At 52.8% G+C, this 16,971-nt stretch carries 12 protein-coding genes; 5 read left to right on the top strand and 7 right to left on the bottom strand.

Annotated features, from left to right (window positions below; genetic code table 11):
• Positions 1-13: 13 nt before the first annotated feature.
• Together ABLV75_RS20590 and soxR are read right to left on the bottom strand one after the other, a co-directional pair.
• A complete protein-coding gene (locus tag ABLV75_RS20590) occupies positions 14-682 on the bottom strand; it encodes a glutathione S-transferase (RefSeq protein ID WP_004109473.1) in 669 nt (222 codons plus the stop codon).
• Between the two features lie 258 nt (positions 683-940).
• On the bottom strand, positions 941-1,399 hold the full coding sequence (soxR, locus tag ABLV75_RS20595; protein WP_004109476.1) for a redox-sensitive transcriptional activator SoxR: 459 nt from the start codon (positions 1,397-1,399) through the stop codon (positions 941-943).
• Positions 1,400-1,483: 84 nt separating this feature from the next.
• Between soxR and soxS the strand changes: the two genes are divergently transcribed.
• Positions 1,484-1,813 carry a superoxide response transcriptional regulator SoxS gene (gene soxS / locus ABLV75_RS20600; RefSeq protein WP_004109478.1) on the top strand — a complete coding sequence of 110 codons (330 nt, stop codon included), beginning with the start codon at positions 1,484-1,486 and terminating at the stop codon, positions 1,811-1,813.
• Here soxS and ABLV75_RS20605 read toward each other — a convergent pair.
• Positions 1,798-3,402: an EAL domain-containing protein gene (locus ABLV75_RS20605; RefSeq protein WP_004109480.1), complete on the bottom strand. Its 1,605-nt coding sequence runs from the start codon at positions 3,400-3,402 to the stop codon at positions 1,798-1,800. The genes soxS and ABLV75_RS20605 overlap by 16 nt on opposite strands.
• Positions 3,403-3,943: 541 nt before the next feature.
• Between ABLV75_RS20605 and ABLV75_RS20610 the strand changes: the two genes are divergently transcribed.
• Entirely contained in the window at positions 3,944-4,225 is a 282-nt protein-coding gene (locus ABLV75_RS20610; RefSeq protein WP_004109483.1) for a YjcB family protein, read from the top strand.
• A 289-nt stretch (positions 4,226-4,514) separates the two neighbouring features.
• Here ABLV75_RS20610 and iraM read toward each other — a convergent pair whose 3' ends face one another.
• Positions 4,515-4,904: an anti-adapter protein IraM gene (gene iraM / locus ABLV75_RS20615; protein WP_004109486.1), complete on the bottom strand. Its 390-nt coding sequence runs from the start codon at positions 4,902-4,904 to the stop codon at positions 4,515-4,517.
• 320 nt (positions 4,905-5,224) lie between these two features.
• The gene (gene bamA, locus ABLV75_RS20620) at positions 5,225-7,648 is read right to left on the bottom strand and encodes an outer membrane protein assembly factor BamA (protein ID WP_004109489.1); all 2,424 of its coding nucleotides are present in this window, start codon (positions 7,646-7,648) and stop codon (positions 5,225-5,227) included.
• 445 nt (positions 7,649-8,093) lie between these two features.
• On the opposite strand from bamA, the gene ABLV75_RS20625 reads away from it, so the two are divergent.
• The gene (locus ABLV75_RS20625; protein ID WP_016808427.1) at positions 8,094-8,441 is read left to right on the top strand and encodes an AraC family transcriptional regulator; all 348 of its coding nucleotides are present in this window, start codon (positions 8,094-8,096) and stop codon (positions 8,439-8,441) included.
• Between the two features lie 267 nt (positions 8,442-8,708).
• Here the strand turns inward: ABLV75_RS20625 and ABLV75_RS20630 are convergent, their stop codons facing one another.
• The gene (locus tag ABLV75_RS20630; protein ID WP_004109493.1) at positions 8,709-10,970 is read right to left on the bottom strand and encodes a TonB-dependent siderophore receptor; all 2,262 of its coding nucleotides are present in this window, start codon (positions 10,968-10,970) and stop codon (positions 8,709-8,711) included.
• Positions 10,971-11,573: 603 nt separating this feature from the next.
• On the opposite strand from ABLV75_RS20630, the gene ABLV75_RS20635 reads away from it, so the two are divergent.
• Entirely contained in the window at positions 11,574-13,169 is a 1,596-nt protein-coding gene (locus ABLV75_RS20635; RefSeq protein WP_032734291.1) for a lytic transglycosylase F, read from the top strand.
• 86 nt (positions 13,170-13,255) lie between these two features.
• Here the strand turns inward: ABLV75_RS20635 and ssb1 are convergent, their stop codons facing one another.
• Entirely contained in the window at positions 13,256-13,783 is a 528-nt protein-coding gene (gene ssb1 / locus ABLV75_RS20640) for a single-stranded DNA-binding protein SSB1 (RefSeq protein WP_004097799.1), read from the bottom strand.
• A gap of 246 nt (positions 13,784-14,029) precedes the next feature.
• Between ssb1 and uvrA the strand changes: the two genes are divergently transcribed.
• Entirely contained in the window at positions 14,030-16,855 is a 2,826-nt protein-coding gene (uvrA, locus tag ABLV75_RS20645) for an excinuclease ABC subunit UvrA (protein ID WP_004109498.1), read from the top strand.
• Positions 16,856-16,971 lie beyond the last annotated feature (116 nt).

A 16,971-nucleotide genomic window follows, 5' to 3' on the forward strand; every position in this document is an offset into this window, starting at 1 on the left:
CTTTAGTAATGGTTCATTCGCCGGGTAAGGTAAATGGGCCGCCACGCTCAATCGCCTTCTGCCATGCCGGACGCTGCTCAACCCGCTGAACCCACTGCGTCAGATGCGGTAAATCCCCCACCCCGCCGCGCGCCAGCAGCGCCATTGCCGGAAAGCTCATCTGAATATCAGCCATACTCAGCTCAGCGCCGGCAAACCAGCGCTGGCGAGAAAGGTGCGATTCAATAAAGCGGGCATGGGTCTCAACCTGTCGGTTAAGCCAGGCCTTTTGTACCCCTTTGCCTAATGCATTGCCCAGCGTGCGTATGCCAAACGGCACCGGGGGCTTGCCCAGGCTGGAAAACACCAGCTTCATCAGCAGCAGGGGCATCAGCGAACCCTCGGCATAGTGCAGCCAAAAGCGGTATTGCAGTTTATCTTCCACCGACTCAGGCTTTAAGCGCCTGGCGCTATCATAGGTTTCCTGTAAATACTCCAGAATGGCGCCGGACTCCGCCAGAATATGGCCGTTATCTTCAACGACCGGCGATTTCCCCAACGGATGAACGCTTTTTAACTCCGCTGGCGCGAGCATATCCTTTCCCCGCTGATAAGAGACAACCTGATAAGGCAGCTGCAACTCTTCCAGCGCCCATAATACGCGCTGCGATCGTGACTGATTGAGATGATGTACCGTTAACATGGGCCTCTCCCGCTGTTTGTTCAAATTAACTATAGGAACAGGCAGCGAATGACGGGAATTTTTCGGCAACATGAGGCGGCAAAATCAGAGAAAAGAGCCACACTTAAGTTGTCGGCGCAAACCGGAACCTCCATCAATATATTGCGCAATACTGAGGTGAGCCGACGTCGGGGGAAACCCTCCTGCGTACCAGCGGGATAGTGCGAAAGACCAAGACCGGAAAACAACTAAAGCGCCCTGTTGTGGCGCTTTAGTTTTTTAATCCTCTTCCAGCAGCCGTGCGCCGGTCCCCTCTTCTCCCAGCTTATCGCCCGGGTTGCGTAACGGACAGTCGCGGCGCGACAGACAGCCGCAGCCGATGCAGCCATCAAGCTGATCGCGCAGCGCGGTCAGGGTGTGAATCCGTCGGTCCAGCTCCTCCCGCCACTGGGACGACAGCATCTTCCACTCTTTGGCGCTGAGGTTATGCCCTTCCGGCAGTACGCCAAATGCATCACCGATAGTGGCCAGCGGAATACCAATGCGTTGCGCAATCTTAATGATCGCCACCGCACGCAGGACGTCGCGCCGGTAGCGCCGCTGATTGCCCGCGTTGCGCTGGCTGTGGATCAGCCCTTTGCTTTCATAAAAGTGCAGCGCGGAGACGGCCACGCCGGTTCGTTTTGCCACTTCGCCGGGAGTCAGCAGCATTTTGATGCGGGGAGATTTCTTTTCCATAAAGCGCTTTACCTCAAGTTAACTTGAGGAATTATACTCGCCCGCAGACAAAACGACGAATCGAGAATTGAGAGAGGCCGCTTTATGTCCCATCAGGATATTATCCAAACGCTTATTGAATGGATTGATGAACATATCGATCAACCACTTAACATTGATGTAGTCGCCAGAAAATCGGGATACTCAAAATGGTATCTCCAGCGGATGTTCCGCTCCGTGATGCATCAAACGCTAGGTGATTACATTCGCCAGCGCCGTCTGCTGCTCGCTGCGGAAGCGCTAAGAACCACCCAGCGCCCTATTTTTGATATCGCGATGGATCTCGGCTACGTATCGCAGCAGACTTTCTCACGGGTGTTCCGCCGCGAATTCGACCGTACGCCTACCGACTATCGCCATCAGATTTCCGCCTGATAACGTTGTTGCCAGGGGCAGAGGCTGGTGCGGTCGTTAGCCAGCCACTGCATATACTCCTGCGGCGGCATCGCTTTCGCAAAGAGCCAGCCCTGGCAATATTGCACGCCCCGCTTTTGTAGCCAGGCGACCTGCTCTGCCGTTTCCACGCCTTCAGCGACGATCTTTAAATGCAGACTGTTCGCCATCTGGATGATATGTTCGGCAATCAGGTGGCTGGTGGTGTTGTTTGACAGCGTATCGACAAAAGATTTATCAATCTTGAGGATATCGACGTTGAGCGCATGGAGATTGTTCAGATTGGAGTAGCCGGTGCCGAAGTCATCGATAGCGATTTCATATCCCGCGTCGCGAAAAGCCTGAATCACCGGCGTCGTTTTCGGGACGTCAATAAACCCGCGTTCGGTCACTTCGATTTTTATTTGTTCCGCCTTGATGGCGTAGCGCCGGACCTTCTCATTGATATGCTCAATCAAGCGCGCGGATTGAAAATCAGCAGCCGAGAGATTAATCGCTACGTACAGGTGCGGATGCCGCGCCAGAAATTCGCCGAGATCGGAAAATACCTCATCGATGACATAGTCGGTAACCTGGGCGATCATCCCTTCGTTTTCCGCCAGCGGAATAAACTCCGCCGGACTCATCACCGGGCCATCAAACCCCGGCCAGCGCAATAACGCTTCGGTACCAACGCAGCGGTGATTTTTAATATCGATAATCGGTTGATAGTGCAGGCACAGCTGGCGACGGCTTAACGCGCGCTGCAGCATATTACGCGGAGAGTGGTACTGCTGCCGCGTGCGCGACCACACCAGTAACAGCAACACGCTGCAAATCAGCCCCAGCGGCAGAGTCAGCGTCACCTGATTATAAAAATTCTGGTAATAGCTGACGCGCGAGGTGGACATGATGACGGCAATCGGGCGAACGGTGGAATGGGCGATGGCATAAACGCGGCCATCCTGCTGAAAGAGCGCCTCTTCAGCGCGAATCAGATGACGTAATTCCTCAGGGTCGGCGTTCTTGCTGACGGAAAAAAAATGGTTCGTTTTGGTATCAAACACGCCCCAGGCGAGATTGCTGTCACTGGATATCAGCGCGCTGAACGAGAGCGGATTAATCACCACCACATAGTGGCCGCGCTGCAGATAGTTCATCGCATAGCCAGGGTAGAAAGGCGTTTCGCGGTAGTAGTAAATCGCGATATCCGGCTTTTTGGTATAGGTTGCGGCCGGAATTTGCCACCCCATCTCGCGGCGTACCGCAGTGGAGCAGAAAAAATGGCTGCCGTTGGCGTAGATTAAGTCGTCGATATAGAGCAGACCGCGTACAATGCCGAGCAGATATTGCTGATGATACGGCGAACACACTTCTCCCTGATACAAACGGGCCTTATCGCGCGCTTCGTCAGCTTCTCGAATAACCAACTCCGTTTTTTGTAGCGCCAGCCGAGAAAACAGCCGCAGCTGATCGGCGGTTTCCGCTTTGGCGCGGATTTGCGCAAACCACAATGCCAGCACCACCGGTAGCAGAATGACCAGCACGATGCCAACAATTCTCAACGCCTTGTGTGGCGCGCTACGACTCATTTACGCTTTTTATCCATGCGATACGCCTTAATCAAGGTGAAAGGCCCCGATGATTCCTCTTACTGTGATATGAATCAGGGTATCTCAGCAACCCACGCTTTGACGTAAAAACCTCATGACTACGAATGATGAATAATACTTGCTAATGCAAGACGTGAGAAACATTCTCAACATAATGAGATTAGCCCCACTATCTAATTCGGTTTATCCGTATAATTCGCCGGAATATGTAATAAAATCCGCAGAACCTAAACCTTATTAAAAAAGAAATGCGCTCGACTATCGCTTATAATCGACCTTCGCGATGAAAGCTCTCCCTCCCCCCTTATTAACCATGAACTTTGCAGGGTCAATGAGCGCAAGAAAACTCCCATTTTGGACTGGTGAATAAAAGAACAAATGTGATATAGTTCACATTAGCTAATGAAACAAAAACGTTGTTTCATTACGTTCCTGTTTGCCTGAAGATAGCCAGAGCATCGCATCACCGTCAGTCTCGCCAGGTTGTCAAAGGCTTCCAAATTTCGTTGAGGATAGGTTGATGGCTTCCATTACTACCAGTGTCGTACTTTTGCGCTGGCCGCTCGTGAGCGCAGTGCTGATGTTTCTGGCCAGCTCGTTGAACATTCAGCTGCGTAAAAGTGATTATGCCGGTTTAGCGGTAATCTGTAGCTGTATTGGCCTGGCCGCGGCCTGCTGGTTTGCCACCGGTCTGTTGGGCATTACGCTGCTGGACGTGGCGAAAATCTGGGGCAATATCAAGGACGTGATGATTGAAGTCATGAGCCAGACTCCGCCTGAATGGCCGATGATGATGACCTGATTTCGGGCCGCCTTATCCGGGCGGCCACGCCCACACCATCGTGAATGCCCGCACTGGCGAAGCGCCGTTAGCGAAAATCCCCGGTCCGCACTGTGCATAGCCGGGCGACAGGGCCAACAAAAGGGTAGCCCGGAGGACAGGGACTACGTGCCGCCTCCGGGAGGATGCGTCTCTTCTGGCCACCAGAGAAGAGTAAGACCTTAATCACCGGGAACCTGCTGCACTCTCCCCCTTTGCGACAATACATCACCTGCATGAACAACAACAATGGCCAGATACGGGTCAGGTTTTACCGTATCTGCTGGCCCAGATCGTGCTGCCCCGACGGCAGCCCCGGTACTGCACGTGGAAAGTCGTTCGGGCAGCGTTTTATGGCGCAGAGCGCCTGGTAACGGCAGGAGTCTGCCGTCGTGGCGGTAGAATGATAAGGACAGGAAGGCCGCTCCCGCAGCTTCTCCCACTGCGCTTCATCGTATCGCGTGATGTTATAAACTTTTACCGCATGATATTGCTCGTTGATTAACACGCTCGATGAGTAGAGTTTTATCGACTCTCCCGGCAGTAATAAAATGTCGGCCTCATACCACAGAATAAACTTTAAAAACCGCAGGCTGGAAATTGAGGAAAAAGCTACCCCGGAATGCGGGCAGACAAGAGTATTATGAATAGTCCATTTCATTTTCTATCCTTGCGTGCATTGCTGATTAATGACTCTATATATTGATAGCATTCATCATAGATAACCGCAAGGCGATAGATTAATAATGTGATATCAGACAATACTCAAAGCGCTTTATACTCACTAAGATGTAGCGTGAATATTGCATTATAACAATGAATGGTTAGCCATAATAATCAACGATAGCGCCAGCAATGAACATACATAAATAAGTATATATTGACAATAAATTACAGGCTACCAAAAGCGGTAGCCTGTAATATTACACCGGGAGTGAGTCAAAAATATCTAAGCGATTGTGCGCATATTAAACGCGGGCATCACCAGGTTTTACCAATATTAAACTGGAACTGCTCAGCTTTATCTCCATCGTATTTTTTAAATGGCTCAGCCCAGGAAAACACCAGCGGGCCTAACGGCGACATCCACTGCACCGCAATCCCGGCAGACATACGGATATGCGAAGGGTCGCCATAGTCCGGGATCCCTGCCGCCAGCGTCTGACCGGTATTTTGCCAGGTGGTACTCCATACCGTACCGGCATCGAGGAATAGCGACGTTCGCAGGCTGTCGGCATATTTGTCATTCACAAACGGCGTCGGCACAATAAATTCGCTGTTCAGGACCGCCATCGCGTTACCGCCAACCGCATCGGATGAAGAATCCAGCGGACAGGTGCTGTAGCTGCTTTCAGAACCATTACAACGATAATACGCTGCTTTTGGGCCAATCGTATTGGACGAAAATCCGCGAACCGACGACGATCCACCGGCATAAAAGTTATCGTAAAACGGCACCGATTTGCCGTTCAGCCCATCGGCATAGCCCGCACGCAGGTGCTCCATCCACACCCAGCTTTTGTTCTCGGTCAGCGGCATATACTGGGTGGTATCGAAAGTCACTTTGTAATAGCTGTTATCCGAACCGGGTACGGTAACCTTGGCGGTCAGGCTGCTTTTATTCCCCGCCCGGGGGAAGAAACCGCGATCCAGATTGTTATAGCTCCAGCCAACGCTGGCAAAATAGTCATTGGCGCTATAGGTCGCACCGCTATCGCCATCTTTGGTGACAACGTCAGGATAGATGCCCCGCGAGTTAAGATAGCTCCAGGTGGTGAGCTCCGGGTCCATATTGGTCAGGCGGTTATGGACATAGTCCAGGCCCAGGTTAAGAGCGTTATTCTCGCTAATCGGGAATCCCAGCGTACTGCCGACGCCGTAGCTTTGCTGGTTGTAACTCCCGGAATCGGCATCCGAGGCGTCGTAGCTGTTGTAGAAGATTTTACCGCCGAGGCTAACGCCATCCACGGTGAAGTAAGGGTTTGTCGCTCCCAGCTCAAGATAGGACTGGTAACTGTTGCGCGTGCCGTTGAAGCTGACGCTATTACCGGTTCCCAGCCAGTTATCCTGGGTGACGCCGAGCTGGTAGCTCACGCCGCTATCGGTGCCGAAGCCCAGACCCACGTTAAAGGAGCCGGTATTGCGCTCCTTCACCTTATAGACCACGTCCACCTGATCCTGGCTACCGCTTACCGGAACAATCTGCTTGTCGACAGTTTCGAAAAATCCTGTACGATCCAGCCGCGTTTTTCCCTGCTCGACCTTCTCATCATTCAGCCACGCACCTTCCATCTGGCGCATTTCGCGACGCAGCACCGCATCACGGGAAGTATCGTTACCCTGAAAGCGAATCTGGCGTACCGAATAACGGCGTCCGGCATCGACACTGATATGCAAAATGACGCTTTTTTCCGCATCATTAATATCCGATGTGGTGTTCACCTGCGGCCAGGCATAGCCGTATTTTCCCAGCAGCGTCTTAATACTGTTCTCGACTGCCGTGATTTCCGCACCGCTATACCATTTCCCCGCTAAAGGCTTCACCAGCGCCTCAATTTCCTGATTATGCTGCGCCATATCGCCGGTCACCATCGTACTGGCGACTTTATAACGAGCACCTTCGGCAATATTAATGGTGATATATAGCGATTTTTTATCCGGCGTAATACTCACCTGGCTTGAATTTATGCTAAAACGCGCATAGCCGCGATCGAGATAATAGCTACGAAGGGTTTCAAGATCCGCCGCCATCTTTTGCTTTTGATATTTCTTATCGCCAATCACGTTCCACCACGGAACGCTGTCACGTAGCTGCAGCTGATCCAATAATGTTTCTTCACTAAAAGCCTTGTTGCCAATAATATTTATTTGCGCAATTTTCGCCGAGACCCCCTCCTGAAAGACAAACTTTAAATCAACGCGGTTACGCGGCAGCGGGGTGACGACGGCATGAACCTGAGCGCTGTATTTTCCTGTACTGTAATAGAAATCCTGTAATCCTTTTTCTATTTCCGTAAGGGTATTGCGATCCAGCGCGCTGCCTTCTTCAATGCCGCTGGCGGCCAGGTTCTCTTTCAGGGCATCGTCCTTAACGGATTTATTGCCGGAAAAACTGATTTTAGCGATGGTAGGCCGCTCTTTTACCTGTACTACCAGCGTGCTGCCATCGCGCAGGATCTGTACGTTGTCAAAATTGCCGCTGGCATACAGGGCGCGGACCGAGTCGCTGATATCCTCATTAGAAACCTCTTCTCCTGTATGAACAGGCATGCTCAGTAGCGCGGCGCCGACGGTAACGCGCTGTAGACCCTCGAAACGAATGTCATCAACCGTATATGAAGTTGATGCATAGAGCGTTAAAGGGGAAATCAATAGACCGGCGATGATACTCGTTTTTTTTAGCATGAAGGTGTCGTCTAGAAGATATTTAGCAATAGCAGATACCTGCCGGGAATAATGCTGTTCATTGCACCAGACAGTTGCTGACGCAATCTTAAATAACCTGAACGAGGCGCAGAATTGCACGCAATTATGACGAGAAAATGGAGAAAATATGGATACGAGAGAATATTGAAAAAAATATTTTTCTACGGAACCTTCCCTCTTGAGCCTGGTCAGATAAGCATTTCCTCATAACATCGAAACTCTATAGTTTTTGTTTTTTTAACTAAAAAAACAAAAAGCCCCCTTTCTCATTGGTTGAAAGGGGGAAAAGATCTTGTTAGGAATGATGCTCTCTGGGATAAACCAGGAACAGGGAGAAATTAACGCATAATCCCGTAGATAAAATGAAGAGATATTGAATAAATTATGCAGCCAGATTTCTATAGTAATGAAATGGGTAGACATTATGCCGCGAAATGAAATTCAGCGTTCAGTGCTTAACGAACTGGTGCAATGGATAAAAAACAATCTTGCAAAGAAGCTCACGATGCAGGCGCTAAGCCGCTTTTCCGGCTACTCCGAATGGCATCTCTTTCGCCTGTTTCGCCACTATTTTAACATGTCGCCGATGGCGTATATCCGCCAGCAGCGAATGCAACTATCCCTTAATTTATTGCAGATCAACCCGCCTTTCCGCATCGTTGATATTTGTCTGATGGCTGGTTATGAAGATATCAGCGCCTTTAACCGAACCTTTAAGAGGTATTATACGATGACACCAACGCAGTTTCGCAGAAGCCTGAACCTGACCTGATAGAGGATCCCCCTCCTCCGCATTGCTGCGGTTGGGAATGGAAGGGGGAAGAGGAACTACTTTAGAATGGAAATGGCAGGATGCCACCGTTAACCGTTTCCGGGATCAAGCAGATCCGATTAACAGGATTCATTGTAGGCTGCTAAGTTGAATTAATTGTGTAGAGGCCGTGGAGATTTTGTCATAATTTATATCACTGGTTTTTCCCGGCATAAAAAATAACAAGCCGGAATAGTTCATTATTCCGGCGGATGTTTGAATCGTTAATCAGAAATGCGTATTCACGCTGACATAAAACGTCCGCCCCGATTCATTATAAGTTTCCGCGCCTGCACCATACAGATAAGCGCCGGTCGTCGAATTTCCCGTCGTCTGCGCGTTACCGGCACGGTAGTGGCGAATATCGAACAGGTTGTCCACTCCGCTGGTCAGGCTCAGGTTTTTATTCACATCCCAGGTCGCGCTAAGACCGACAATGCTGTACGGGCTCACTTCGTTCAGCTCGCTGCCGGAAACAGACTCGCCTTTATAATTGAAGCGTTTAGGTTTCTGGCGGCCATACCAGGTGAACGTGCTCTGCAGCGAAAGATCGTCGCGTGCCTGCCAGCTCAGGGTAGAGTTCAGCGTAAACTGCGGGATCACCGACAGGCGATCGCCGGTGGTCTTATTCTTACTCTGCAGCATCCACGTCAGGTTGTTGCTCCAGTTGACCGTTTCGCTTACCGGGAGATTCAGCGAGCCCTCCAGCCCTTCAACCAGCGCCTTCGGTACGTTTTCCCATTGGTAAATATTGGTGGTGCCGTTGCTGGCCGTCCCCACCGCCGAGTAGCCCGATTCAATCTTGTTATGGTAATCGTTACGGAAGTAAGTCAGCCCGGCCTGATAGCCATTGTGCTTATACTCAAGGCCAATCTCTTTATTGACGCTGGTTTCCGCCTTCAGATCGCTATTCCCCATCAGGTAACAGGCTGAGCTACTGGCATAGCAACCCTGGCCGTTGCTGTAGAGGATATAGTTCGGGTTAAGCTGATAAAGGTTCGGCGCTTTATAGGCGCGGGCGATCCCCAGCTTCAGCGTCCAGTCATCCGCCAGCCCCTGCGAGAGATTCAGCGATGGGCTCCAGTTATTACCGACGATGCTGTGATGATCGAAGCGCAGAGCGGGCGTCAGCATAGTGCTATCGGTCAGCGCGATATTGTCTTCGGTAAACAGCGAGAAGATCTCGGCGCTGGAATAAGGACTACGGCCGGTTGCCGAAACGCCGTCAACGGAGCCATAAGAGAGTGACTGGGTAGTCGACACGCCATCCTTCATCCGCTGCTGGTTCCACTCGGTACCCAGCGTCAGATTCTGCTCAAATCCCAGGGTAAACGGAATATTGACCTCGCTGTGCAGCAGCACATCCGACAGGTCGATATCGGAGAATTCGCTGCTGGAGAAGATCCCTTCCGTTCCGCCCGCCAGCCCCTCGTTCATGCGCGAGTTACGGGTGTGCTCATACTGCGCCCAGGTATTGCTGGTCACGCCGTTATCCCAGCCGCCGGTCCACGTCACGCCGTAAGTCTGACGATAGAGACGGTTAGTCTCTTTACCGTACATACTTTTCACCAACGTGCTGGTGTTAGTATTCTGGGTATCCCCTGCATACAGGTTGCCCTGGCGGCTGTAGCCGGTTTCAAACTCCAGCGCCTGCATTGGCGCAAACTCCCAGCGCAGCTTGCCGTGAATATCTTTATTCACTACCCCTTCGCGTCCTGCAGGATACGATCCCGCATAGCTACCGGTTCGCGCTGCTTCATGACCGGAATTAATATCCTGGGCATCGGCCTGCGTTTTGCTCAGATTTCCCCATAAATTAAAGCTGACCTCATCCGATAGCGGGCCGTTGAGGCTAAAGTTTGTCCGTTTCGTCGCGCCCTCTTTACGGTGCTGAGGCGCGTTCATATAGGTATTCCATGAACCATGCCACTCGCTGGTGGCCGGTTTAGTGACGATATTGACCACTCCGCCCATCGCGCCGTTACCGTAGCGGGCCGCAGCAGGGCCGCGAATGACGTCGATATGGTCGATCATTTCCGCCGGCACCCAGCTGGTATCACCGCGGGTATCGCGGTCGCCGCGCCAGCCATAGCGCACGGAATTACGGCTGGTCACCGGTTTACCATCCACCAGAATCAGGGTGTTCTCCGGCCCCATGCCGCGGATATCGACCTGGCGGTTATTGCCGCGCTGCCCGCTGGTAGAGTTACCGGTGAGGTTGACGCCGGGCTGGGTACGAATCAGCTCGGAGACATCGCGCGCGGGCGGATGTTTACGGATTTCTTCGGCGGTGATGGTGGATACTCCGGGGGCTTGCAGCGTTTGCGCCGCCGCGGTGACCACCATGGTTTCATCGTCATTTACCGCAGTCGTTTCAGATTTCTTCGTATCGTCTGGAGTCGTGCCATCAGCGGCCTGCGCTGGCAGCATCCCTCCCCAGATGGCCATCGGGATCAGCGCGGCCAGCGAGTAGTGTGAACTGTGTTTCATGGAATATGCCCTGTTTTCTTTTTTGCTGTCGGGGCACGCCTTCTTCTTCCGTCAGATAAACAACGGCAATGACTTCCCTGCATAGAGCAACATCTCTTTTTGGCGTAGTCAGGCCCTCCCGCTTAAATAGCGAGATAGCAATCATAATGGGTGGCCAAAATAGATTTATTACTCTGGCAAAAACGAAGAAATAAACGCGCCACGCTATTCTTTGATAGCCTTTGCCGAACAGCAGTAATAGGATTATTGTGCCACACAACGTTATTAGAAATGAGATTTATTATCAAGTCGATAATCATTTATCGCATGAATGTTTTTAGTTAATGTAATAAAAACAAAAAGATATAAATAGCAGAAGCGCATTTAGCAGGAATAGAAATTAAAAAAATGAATAACATCCACATTAAAAAAGCATAATTCAACCATATTGCCTCCACAATTAATTAGAGATTTATAGTTTTATAATCTCGCCAAAAATACCGAGCATGCTAATTAATAAAATAATTAAAATAACCGGCTAACCGATTCTCACACTTGTTCGCGGACATGCTAACGGCCAGAAATTGACTAAAATAAGACCATCCCCCTGCGGAGCACCGCGCCATGAACACTTCGTCGTTCTATCGATACCTTGTCGGCTGGCTGGCATGCTTTGCCGCGCTACTGTGCCTCACATCCGGTTACGCGGCTACAGAGAACAAACTATCAGAACCAGCGGAACGCGACGCCCTGGAAGTCAACGTTGACGATATGCTACAGCCATGGAGGGGAGATTTACCGGGTATGCTCGACCGGCGAACCATTCGCGTATTAACCCCCTTCAGCAAAACTTTTTTCTTTATCAATAAAGGCACCCAGCGCGGCGCGACTCACGATATATTTATGGAGTTTGAACGCAGTCTCAATCAAAGCCTGGCGAAAGAGAAAAAGCTCAAGCATCGTCACCTTAAAGTGCGGATCATCTTTGTTCCGGTGGCCCGTGACCAGCTCATCAGCGCGCTTAACGCAGGAAAAGGGGATATTATTGCCGCCAACCTGACGATCACGCCTGAGCGTCAGCAGGAGATGACCTTTACTGCACCGCTCTATTCTCACGTTCAGGAGCTGCTTCTTTCTGGTCCCGGCTCTCCCAAAGTGGACAATCTACAGCAGCTTTCCGGTAAAACGGTCTTCGTCCGCACCTCATCCAGCTATTACGCGAGCCTGGTCGCGCTCAACGCACGCTTTGCGCAGCAATCGCTGCCCCCCATCACCATCGAACCGGCGCCCGAAGCGCTGGAAGATGAGGATCTGATAGAGATGCTCAGCGCGGGCCTGATCCCATTGATCGTGGTCGACCGCCACAAGGCCCTGTTCTGGAAACAGGTCTTCCCCAGGATTCAGGTTCATCAGAACATTGTTCTGCGCGACGAAGGTAATATCGGTTGGGCGGTACGTAACAATAGCCCGCAGCTGCTGGCCCTGCTTAATGCGTTCATCAATAAGAATCGCCAGGGCAGCAGGCTGGGTAATACGATACTGCTGCGCTACCTGAAGGATGCCAGCTACGTTAAAAACGCGGCGGGGCAAAAAGAACGGCGTAAATTTCTGGCCATGGTGGAGATCTTTCGCAAATATGGCGATCGCTACGATGTTGACTGGCTGCTGATGGCCGCTCAGGGGTATCAGGAATCGCGGCTTAATCAGTCGGTGCGTAGCCACGTCGGCGCCATTGGCGTTATGCAGGTCATGCCGAGCACCGGTAAGGAGCTCAACGTCGGCGATATTAAGCAGCTCGACCCCAATATTCATGCGGGGGTGAAATACATGCGCTGGATGATAGACCGCTACTATGGCGATGAACCGATGACCCAGCTTGATAAGGCGCTATTCTCGTTCGCCTCTTATAACGCGGGCCCCGGGCGCATTGCCCGGCTACGGGCGGATACTAAAAGGCGCGGTTTTGACCCGAACGTGTGGTTTGGCAACGTTGAGTATCTGGCCGCCGAGAAAATCGGCTCCGAGACCGTAAGCTATGTCAGCAATATCTATAAGTACTACATTGCTTACCGGCTGATCGTGGATGAAATGGCGCGTAAGCAGCAGGCGACGGCGGCTTCTAAAAACCAGGTCGCGTCGGCAGTAAATCTGCCAGCCACACCTGCCACACCTGCCACACCTGCCACACCTGCCACACCTGCCACACCTGCCACACAGTGAATTAATGCAGATAAGCTGTGTCAGAAAATAGAAAAAGCCCCAAACAGGGGCTTTTTCAGAGAGGGCTTTACGACGCTAACGCTTCGTTAGAACGGAATATCGTCGTCAAAGTCCATCGGCGGCTCATTGGAAGGCGCTGCCGGAGCCTGCTGCTGCGGACGCGACTGCGCGCCGCCGCTGAACTGGTTTCCGCCCTGCGGCTGCTGAGGCTGGCCCCAACCGCCCTGCTGCTGACCACCGCCTGCCGGGGCGCCCGCGCCCTGCTGACGACCGCCGAGCATTTGCATCGTGCCGCCAACGTTGACTACAACCTCGGTGGTGTATTTTTCCTGACCGGATTGGTCAGTCCATTTACGGGTGCGCAGCTGGCCTTCAATATAGACCTGTGAACCTTTGCGCAGATATTCGCCGGCCACTTCCGCCAGTTTGCCGAACAGCACAACGCGGTGCCATTCAGTCTGCTCTTTCATCTCACCGGTCGCTTTATCACGCCAGGATTCGGAAGTAGCCAGCGTAATGTTGGCAACTGCGCCACCACTCGGCATGTAGCGTACTTCCGGGTCCTGGCCCAGATTACCGACGAGAATCACCTTGTTTACGCCTCTGCTGGCCATGTTTGTGTCTCCTGAATGCGTTTCTTAATAGTGTAAACGCGCGAGTGTACCATTTCCAGGTGCTATGTTGATAGCTGGGAAGTATGTTCCAGAGAACTCTCGCGGTACGACATTTTTGCATACCTCGCCGGAAAATGCATTCCAATACTGTATATTCAAACAGGTTAAATTGTGTCATAATTAGCCGTTTCTGCCGTTTGTCCTTCTAACAAACCAGGCAATCCGCGTATCTACCGGGAAAGGTGAATGGATAAGATCGAAGTTCGGGGCGCCCGCACCCATAATCTCAAAAATATCAACCTCGTCATCCCGCGCGACAAACTCATTGTCGTCACCGGGCTTTCGGGTTCAGGCAAATCCTCACTGGCTTTCGACACGTTGTATGCCGAAGGGCAGCGTCGCTACGTTGAATCGCTCTCCGCCTACGCGCGGCAGTTCCTGTCGCTGATGGAGAAGCCCGACGTCGACCATATTGAAGGGCTGTCGCCGGCGATTTCCATTGAACAGAAATCAACGTCCCACAACCCCCGCTCTACGGTAGGCACCATTACCGAAATTCACGACTATCTGCGCCTGCTGTACGCGCGCGTCGGCGAGCCCCGCTGCCCGGATCACGATGTGCCGCTGGCGGCGCAAACCGTGAGCCAGATGGTGGATAATGTTCTCTCCCAGCCTGAAGGTCAGCGCCTGATGCTGCTGGCGCCGATCATTAAAGAGCGCAAAGGCGAACATAACAAAACGCTGGAAAACCTCGCCGGGCAGGGCTATATCCGCGCGAGGATCGACGGCGAAGTCTGCGATCTCTCCGATCCGCCGAAGCTGGAGCTGCAAAAGAAACATACCATCGAAGTCGTGATCGACCGCTTTAAGGTCCGCGACGATCTCAGCACGCGTCTGGCCGAGTCCTTTGAGACCGCGCTGGAGCTGTCGGGCGGCACCGCCATCGTCGCCAATATGGACGATCCGAAAGCCGAAGAGCTGCTGTTTTCCGCCAACTTCGCCTGCCCGATTTGCGGCTACAGCATGCGCGAACTGGAACCGCGCCTGTTCTCCTTCAACAACCCGGCAGGCGCTTGCCCGACCTGCGACGGCCTCGGCGTCCAGCAGTATTTCGATCCTGAGCGCGTGATTCAGAACCCTGAGCTGTCGCTGGCGGGCGGAGCGATTCGCGGCTGGGATCGGCGCAATTTTTACTACTTCCAGATGCTGAAGTCGCTGGCGGAACATTATGAATTCGACGTTGAAGCACCCTGGGGCACGCTCAATACCAGCGTACAAAAGGTCGTGCTGTACGGTTCAGGCAAAGAGAATATTGAATTCAAATATATGAACGATCGCGGCGATACCTCCGTACGCCGTCATCCGTTTGAAGGCGTGCTGCATAATATGGAGCGCCGTTATAAAGAGACGGAATCCAGCGCAGTACGCGAAGAGTTAGCTAAATTCATTAGCAATCGTCCCTGCGCCAGCTGTGAAGGGACGCGCCTTAAGCGCGAAGCGCGGCACGTGTTTGTGGAAAATACGCCGCTGCCGACCATCTCAGACATGAGCATCGGCCACGCGATGGACTTCTTCAACAACCTGAAGCTCTCCGGCCAGCGCGCGCAAATTGCCGAAAAAGTACTGAAAGAGATTGGCGATCGTCTGAAATTCCTCGTCAATGTCGGCCTGAACTACCTGACGCTCTCCCGTTCGGCGGAGACCCTCTCCGGCGGCGAAGCGCAGCGTATCCGCCTCGCCAGCCAGATCGGCGCAGGCCTGGTCGGCGTGATGTACGTACTGGATGAGCCCTCTATCGGTCTGCATCAGCGCGATAACGAACGCCTGCTGGGAACCCTAATCCACCTGCGTAATCTCGGCAACACGGTGATTGTCGTTGAGCACGATGAAGATGCTATTCGCGCCGCTGACCACGTTATCGATATCGGCCCTGGCGCCGGCGTGCACGGCGGTCAGGTCGTGGCCGAGGGTAAGCTGGAAGATATCATGGCAGTGCCGGAATCGCTGACCGGCCAGTTCATGAGCGGCAAGCGTAAAATTGAGGTGCCGAAACAGCGCGTACCCGCGAATCCAGAGAAAGTGCTGAAGCTGTCCGGCGCGCGCGGTAACAACCTGAAAGACGTAACGCTGACGCTGCCGGTGGGGCTCTTCACCTGTATTACCGGCGTTTCAGGGTCGGGTAAATCCACGCTGATCAACGACACGCTGTTCCCGATTGCCCAGCGCCAGCTCAACGGTGCCACCATTGCGGAACCGGCGCCGTACCGCGATGTACAGGGTCTGGAACATTTCGATAAAGTGATCGACATCGACCAGAGTCCAATCGGTCGTACGCCTCGCTCCAACCCGGCCACCTACACCGGCGTCTTTACTCCGGTTCGTGAACTGTTTGCCGGCGTACCTGAATCACGTTCGCGTGGCTACACGCCGGGCCGTTTCAGCTTTAACGTGCGCGGCGGCCGCTGTGAAGCCTGCCAGGGCGACGGCGTGATCAAAGTCGAGATGCACTTCCTGCCGGATATCTACGTACCGTGCGACCAGTGCAAAGGCAAACGCTATAACCGCGAAACGCTGGAGATTAAGTACAAAGGCAAAACGATTCATGAAGTGCTGGATATGACCATTGAAGAAGCCCGTGAGTTCTTCGATGCGGTTCCGGCGCTGGCGCGTAAGCTGCAAACGCTGATGGACGTCGGGCTGACCTATATTCGCCTTGGCCAGTCGGCGACTACGCTCTCCGGCGGCGAGGCCCAGCGCGTCAAGCTGGCGCGCGAGCTGTCCAAACGCGGTACCGGGCAGACGCTGTATATCCTTGATGAACCGACCACCGGTCTGCACTTTGCCGATATTCAGCAGCTGCTGGAAGTACTGCATCAGCTGCGCGATCAGGGTAATACCATCGTGGTGATTGAGCATAACCTGGATGTCATCAAAACGGCTGACTGGATCGTTGACCTTGGGCCGGAAGGCGGAAGCGGCGGCGGAGAGATCCTCGTTTCCGGAACGCCGGAAACGGTCGCCGAATGCGAGGCTTCATATACCGCTCGCTTCCTCAAGCCCATGCTGAAGTAACCTCACCTGCCTCTTCTCGTCCCGGGAAGAGGCATCATTTTCTCTCATTTTTCTCCCGCTGATATTTTGTGATTTGCGGCCGCACGACATCTGTCATCAGATAGCGTCACGGCCAT

Origin of the sequence: Klebsiella sp. CN_Kp066 (assembly GCF_040065135.1) — a bacterium.
GTDB classification, from domain to species: Bacteria; Pseudomonadota; Gammaproteobacteria; order Enterobacterales; family Enterobacteriaceae; genus Klebsiella; species Klebsiella oxytoca.

Bases quoted from the DNA above. Each gene is read 5' to 3' on its own strand.
- ABLV75_RS20590 (WP_004109473.1), bottom strand. From the start codon at position 682: ATGTTAACGGTACATCATCTCAATCAGTCACGATCGCAGCGCGTATTA.
- soxR (WP_004109476.1), bottom strand. From the start codon at position 1,399: ATGGAAAAGAAATCTCCCCGCATCAAAATGCTGCTGACTCCCGGCGAA.
- soxS (WP_004109478.1), top strand. From the start codon at position 1,484: ATGTCCCATCAGGATATTATCCAAACGCTTATTGAATGGATTGATGAA.
- ABLV75_RS20605 (WP_004109480.1), bottom strand. From the start codon at position 3,402: ATGAGTCGTAGCGCGCCACACAAGGCGTTGAGAATTGTTGGCATCGTG.
- ABLV75_RS20610 (WP_004109483.1), top strand. From the start codon at position 3,944: ATGGCTTCCATTACTACCAGTGTCGTACTTTTGCGCTGGCCGCTCGTG.
- iraM (WP_004109486.1), bottom strand. From the start codon at position 4,904: ATGAAATGGACTATTCATAATACTCTTGTCTGCCCGCATTCCGGGGTA.
- bamA (WP_004109489.1), bottom strand. From the start codon at position 7,648: ATGCTAAAAAAAACGAGTATCATCGCCGGTCTATTGATTTCCCCTTTA.
- ABLV75_RS20625 (WP_016808427.1), top strand. From the start codon at position 8,094: ATGCCGCGAAATGAAATTCAGCGTTCAGTGCTTAACGAACTGGTGCAA.
- ABLV75_RS20630 (WP_004109493.1), bottom strand. From the start codon at position 10,970: ATGAAACACAGTTCACACTACTCGCTGGCCGCGCTGATCCCGATGGCC.
- ABLV75_RS20635 (WP_032734291.1), top strand. From the start codon at position 11,574: ATGAACACTTCGTCGTTCTATCGATACCTTGTCGGCTGGCTGGCATGC.
- ssb1 (WP_004097799.1), bottom strand. From the start codon at position 13,783: ATGGCCAGCAGAGGCGTAAACAAGGTGATTCTCGTCGGTAATCTGGGC.
- uvrA (WP_004109498.1), top strand. From the start codon at position 14,030: ATGGATAAGATCGAAGTTCGGGGCGCCCGCACCCATAATCTCAAAAAT.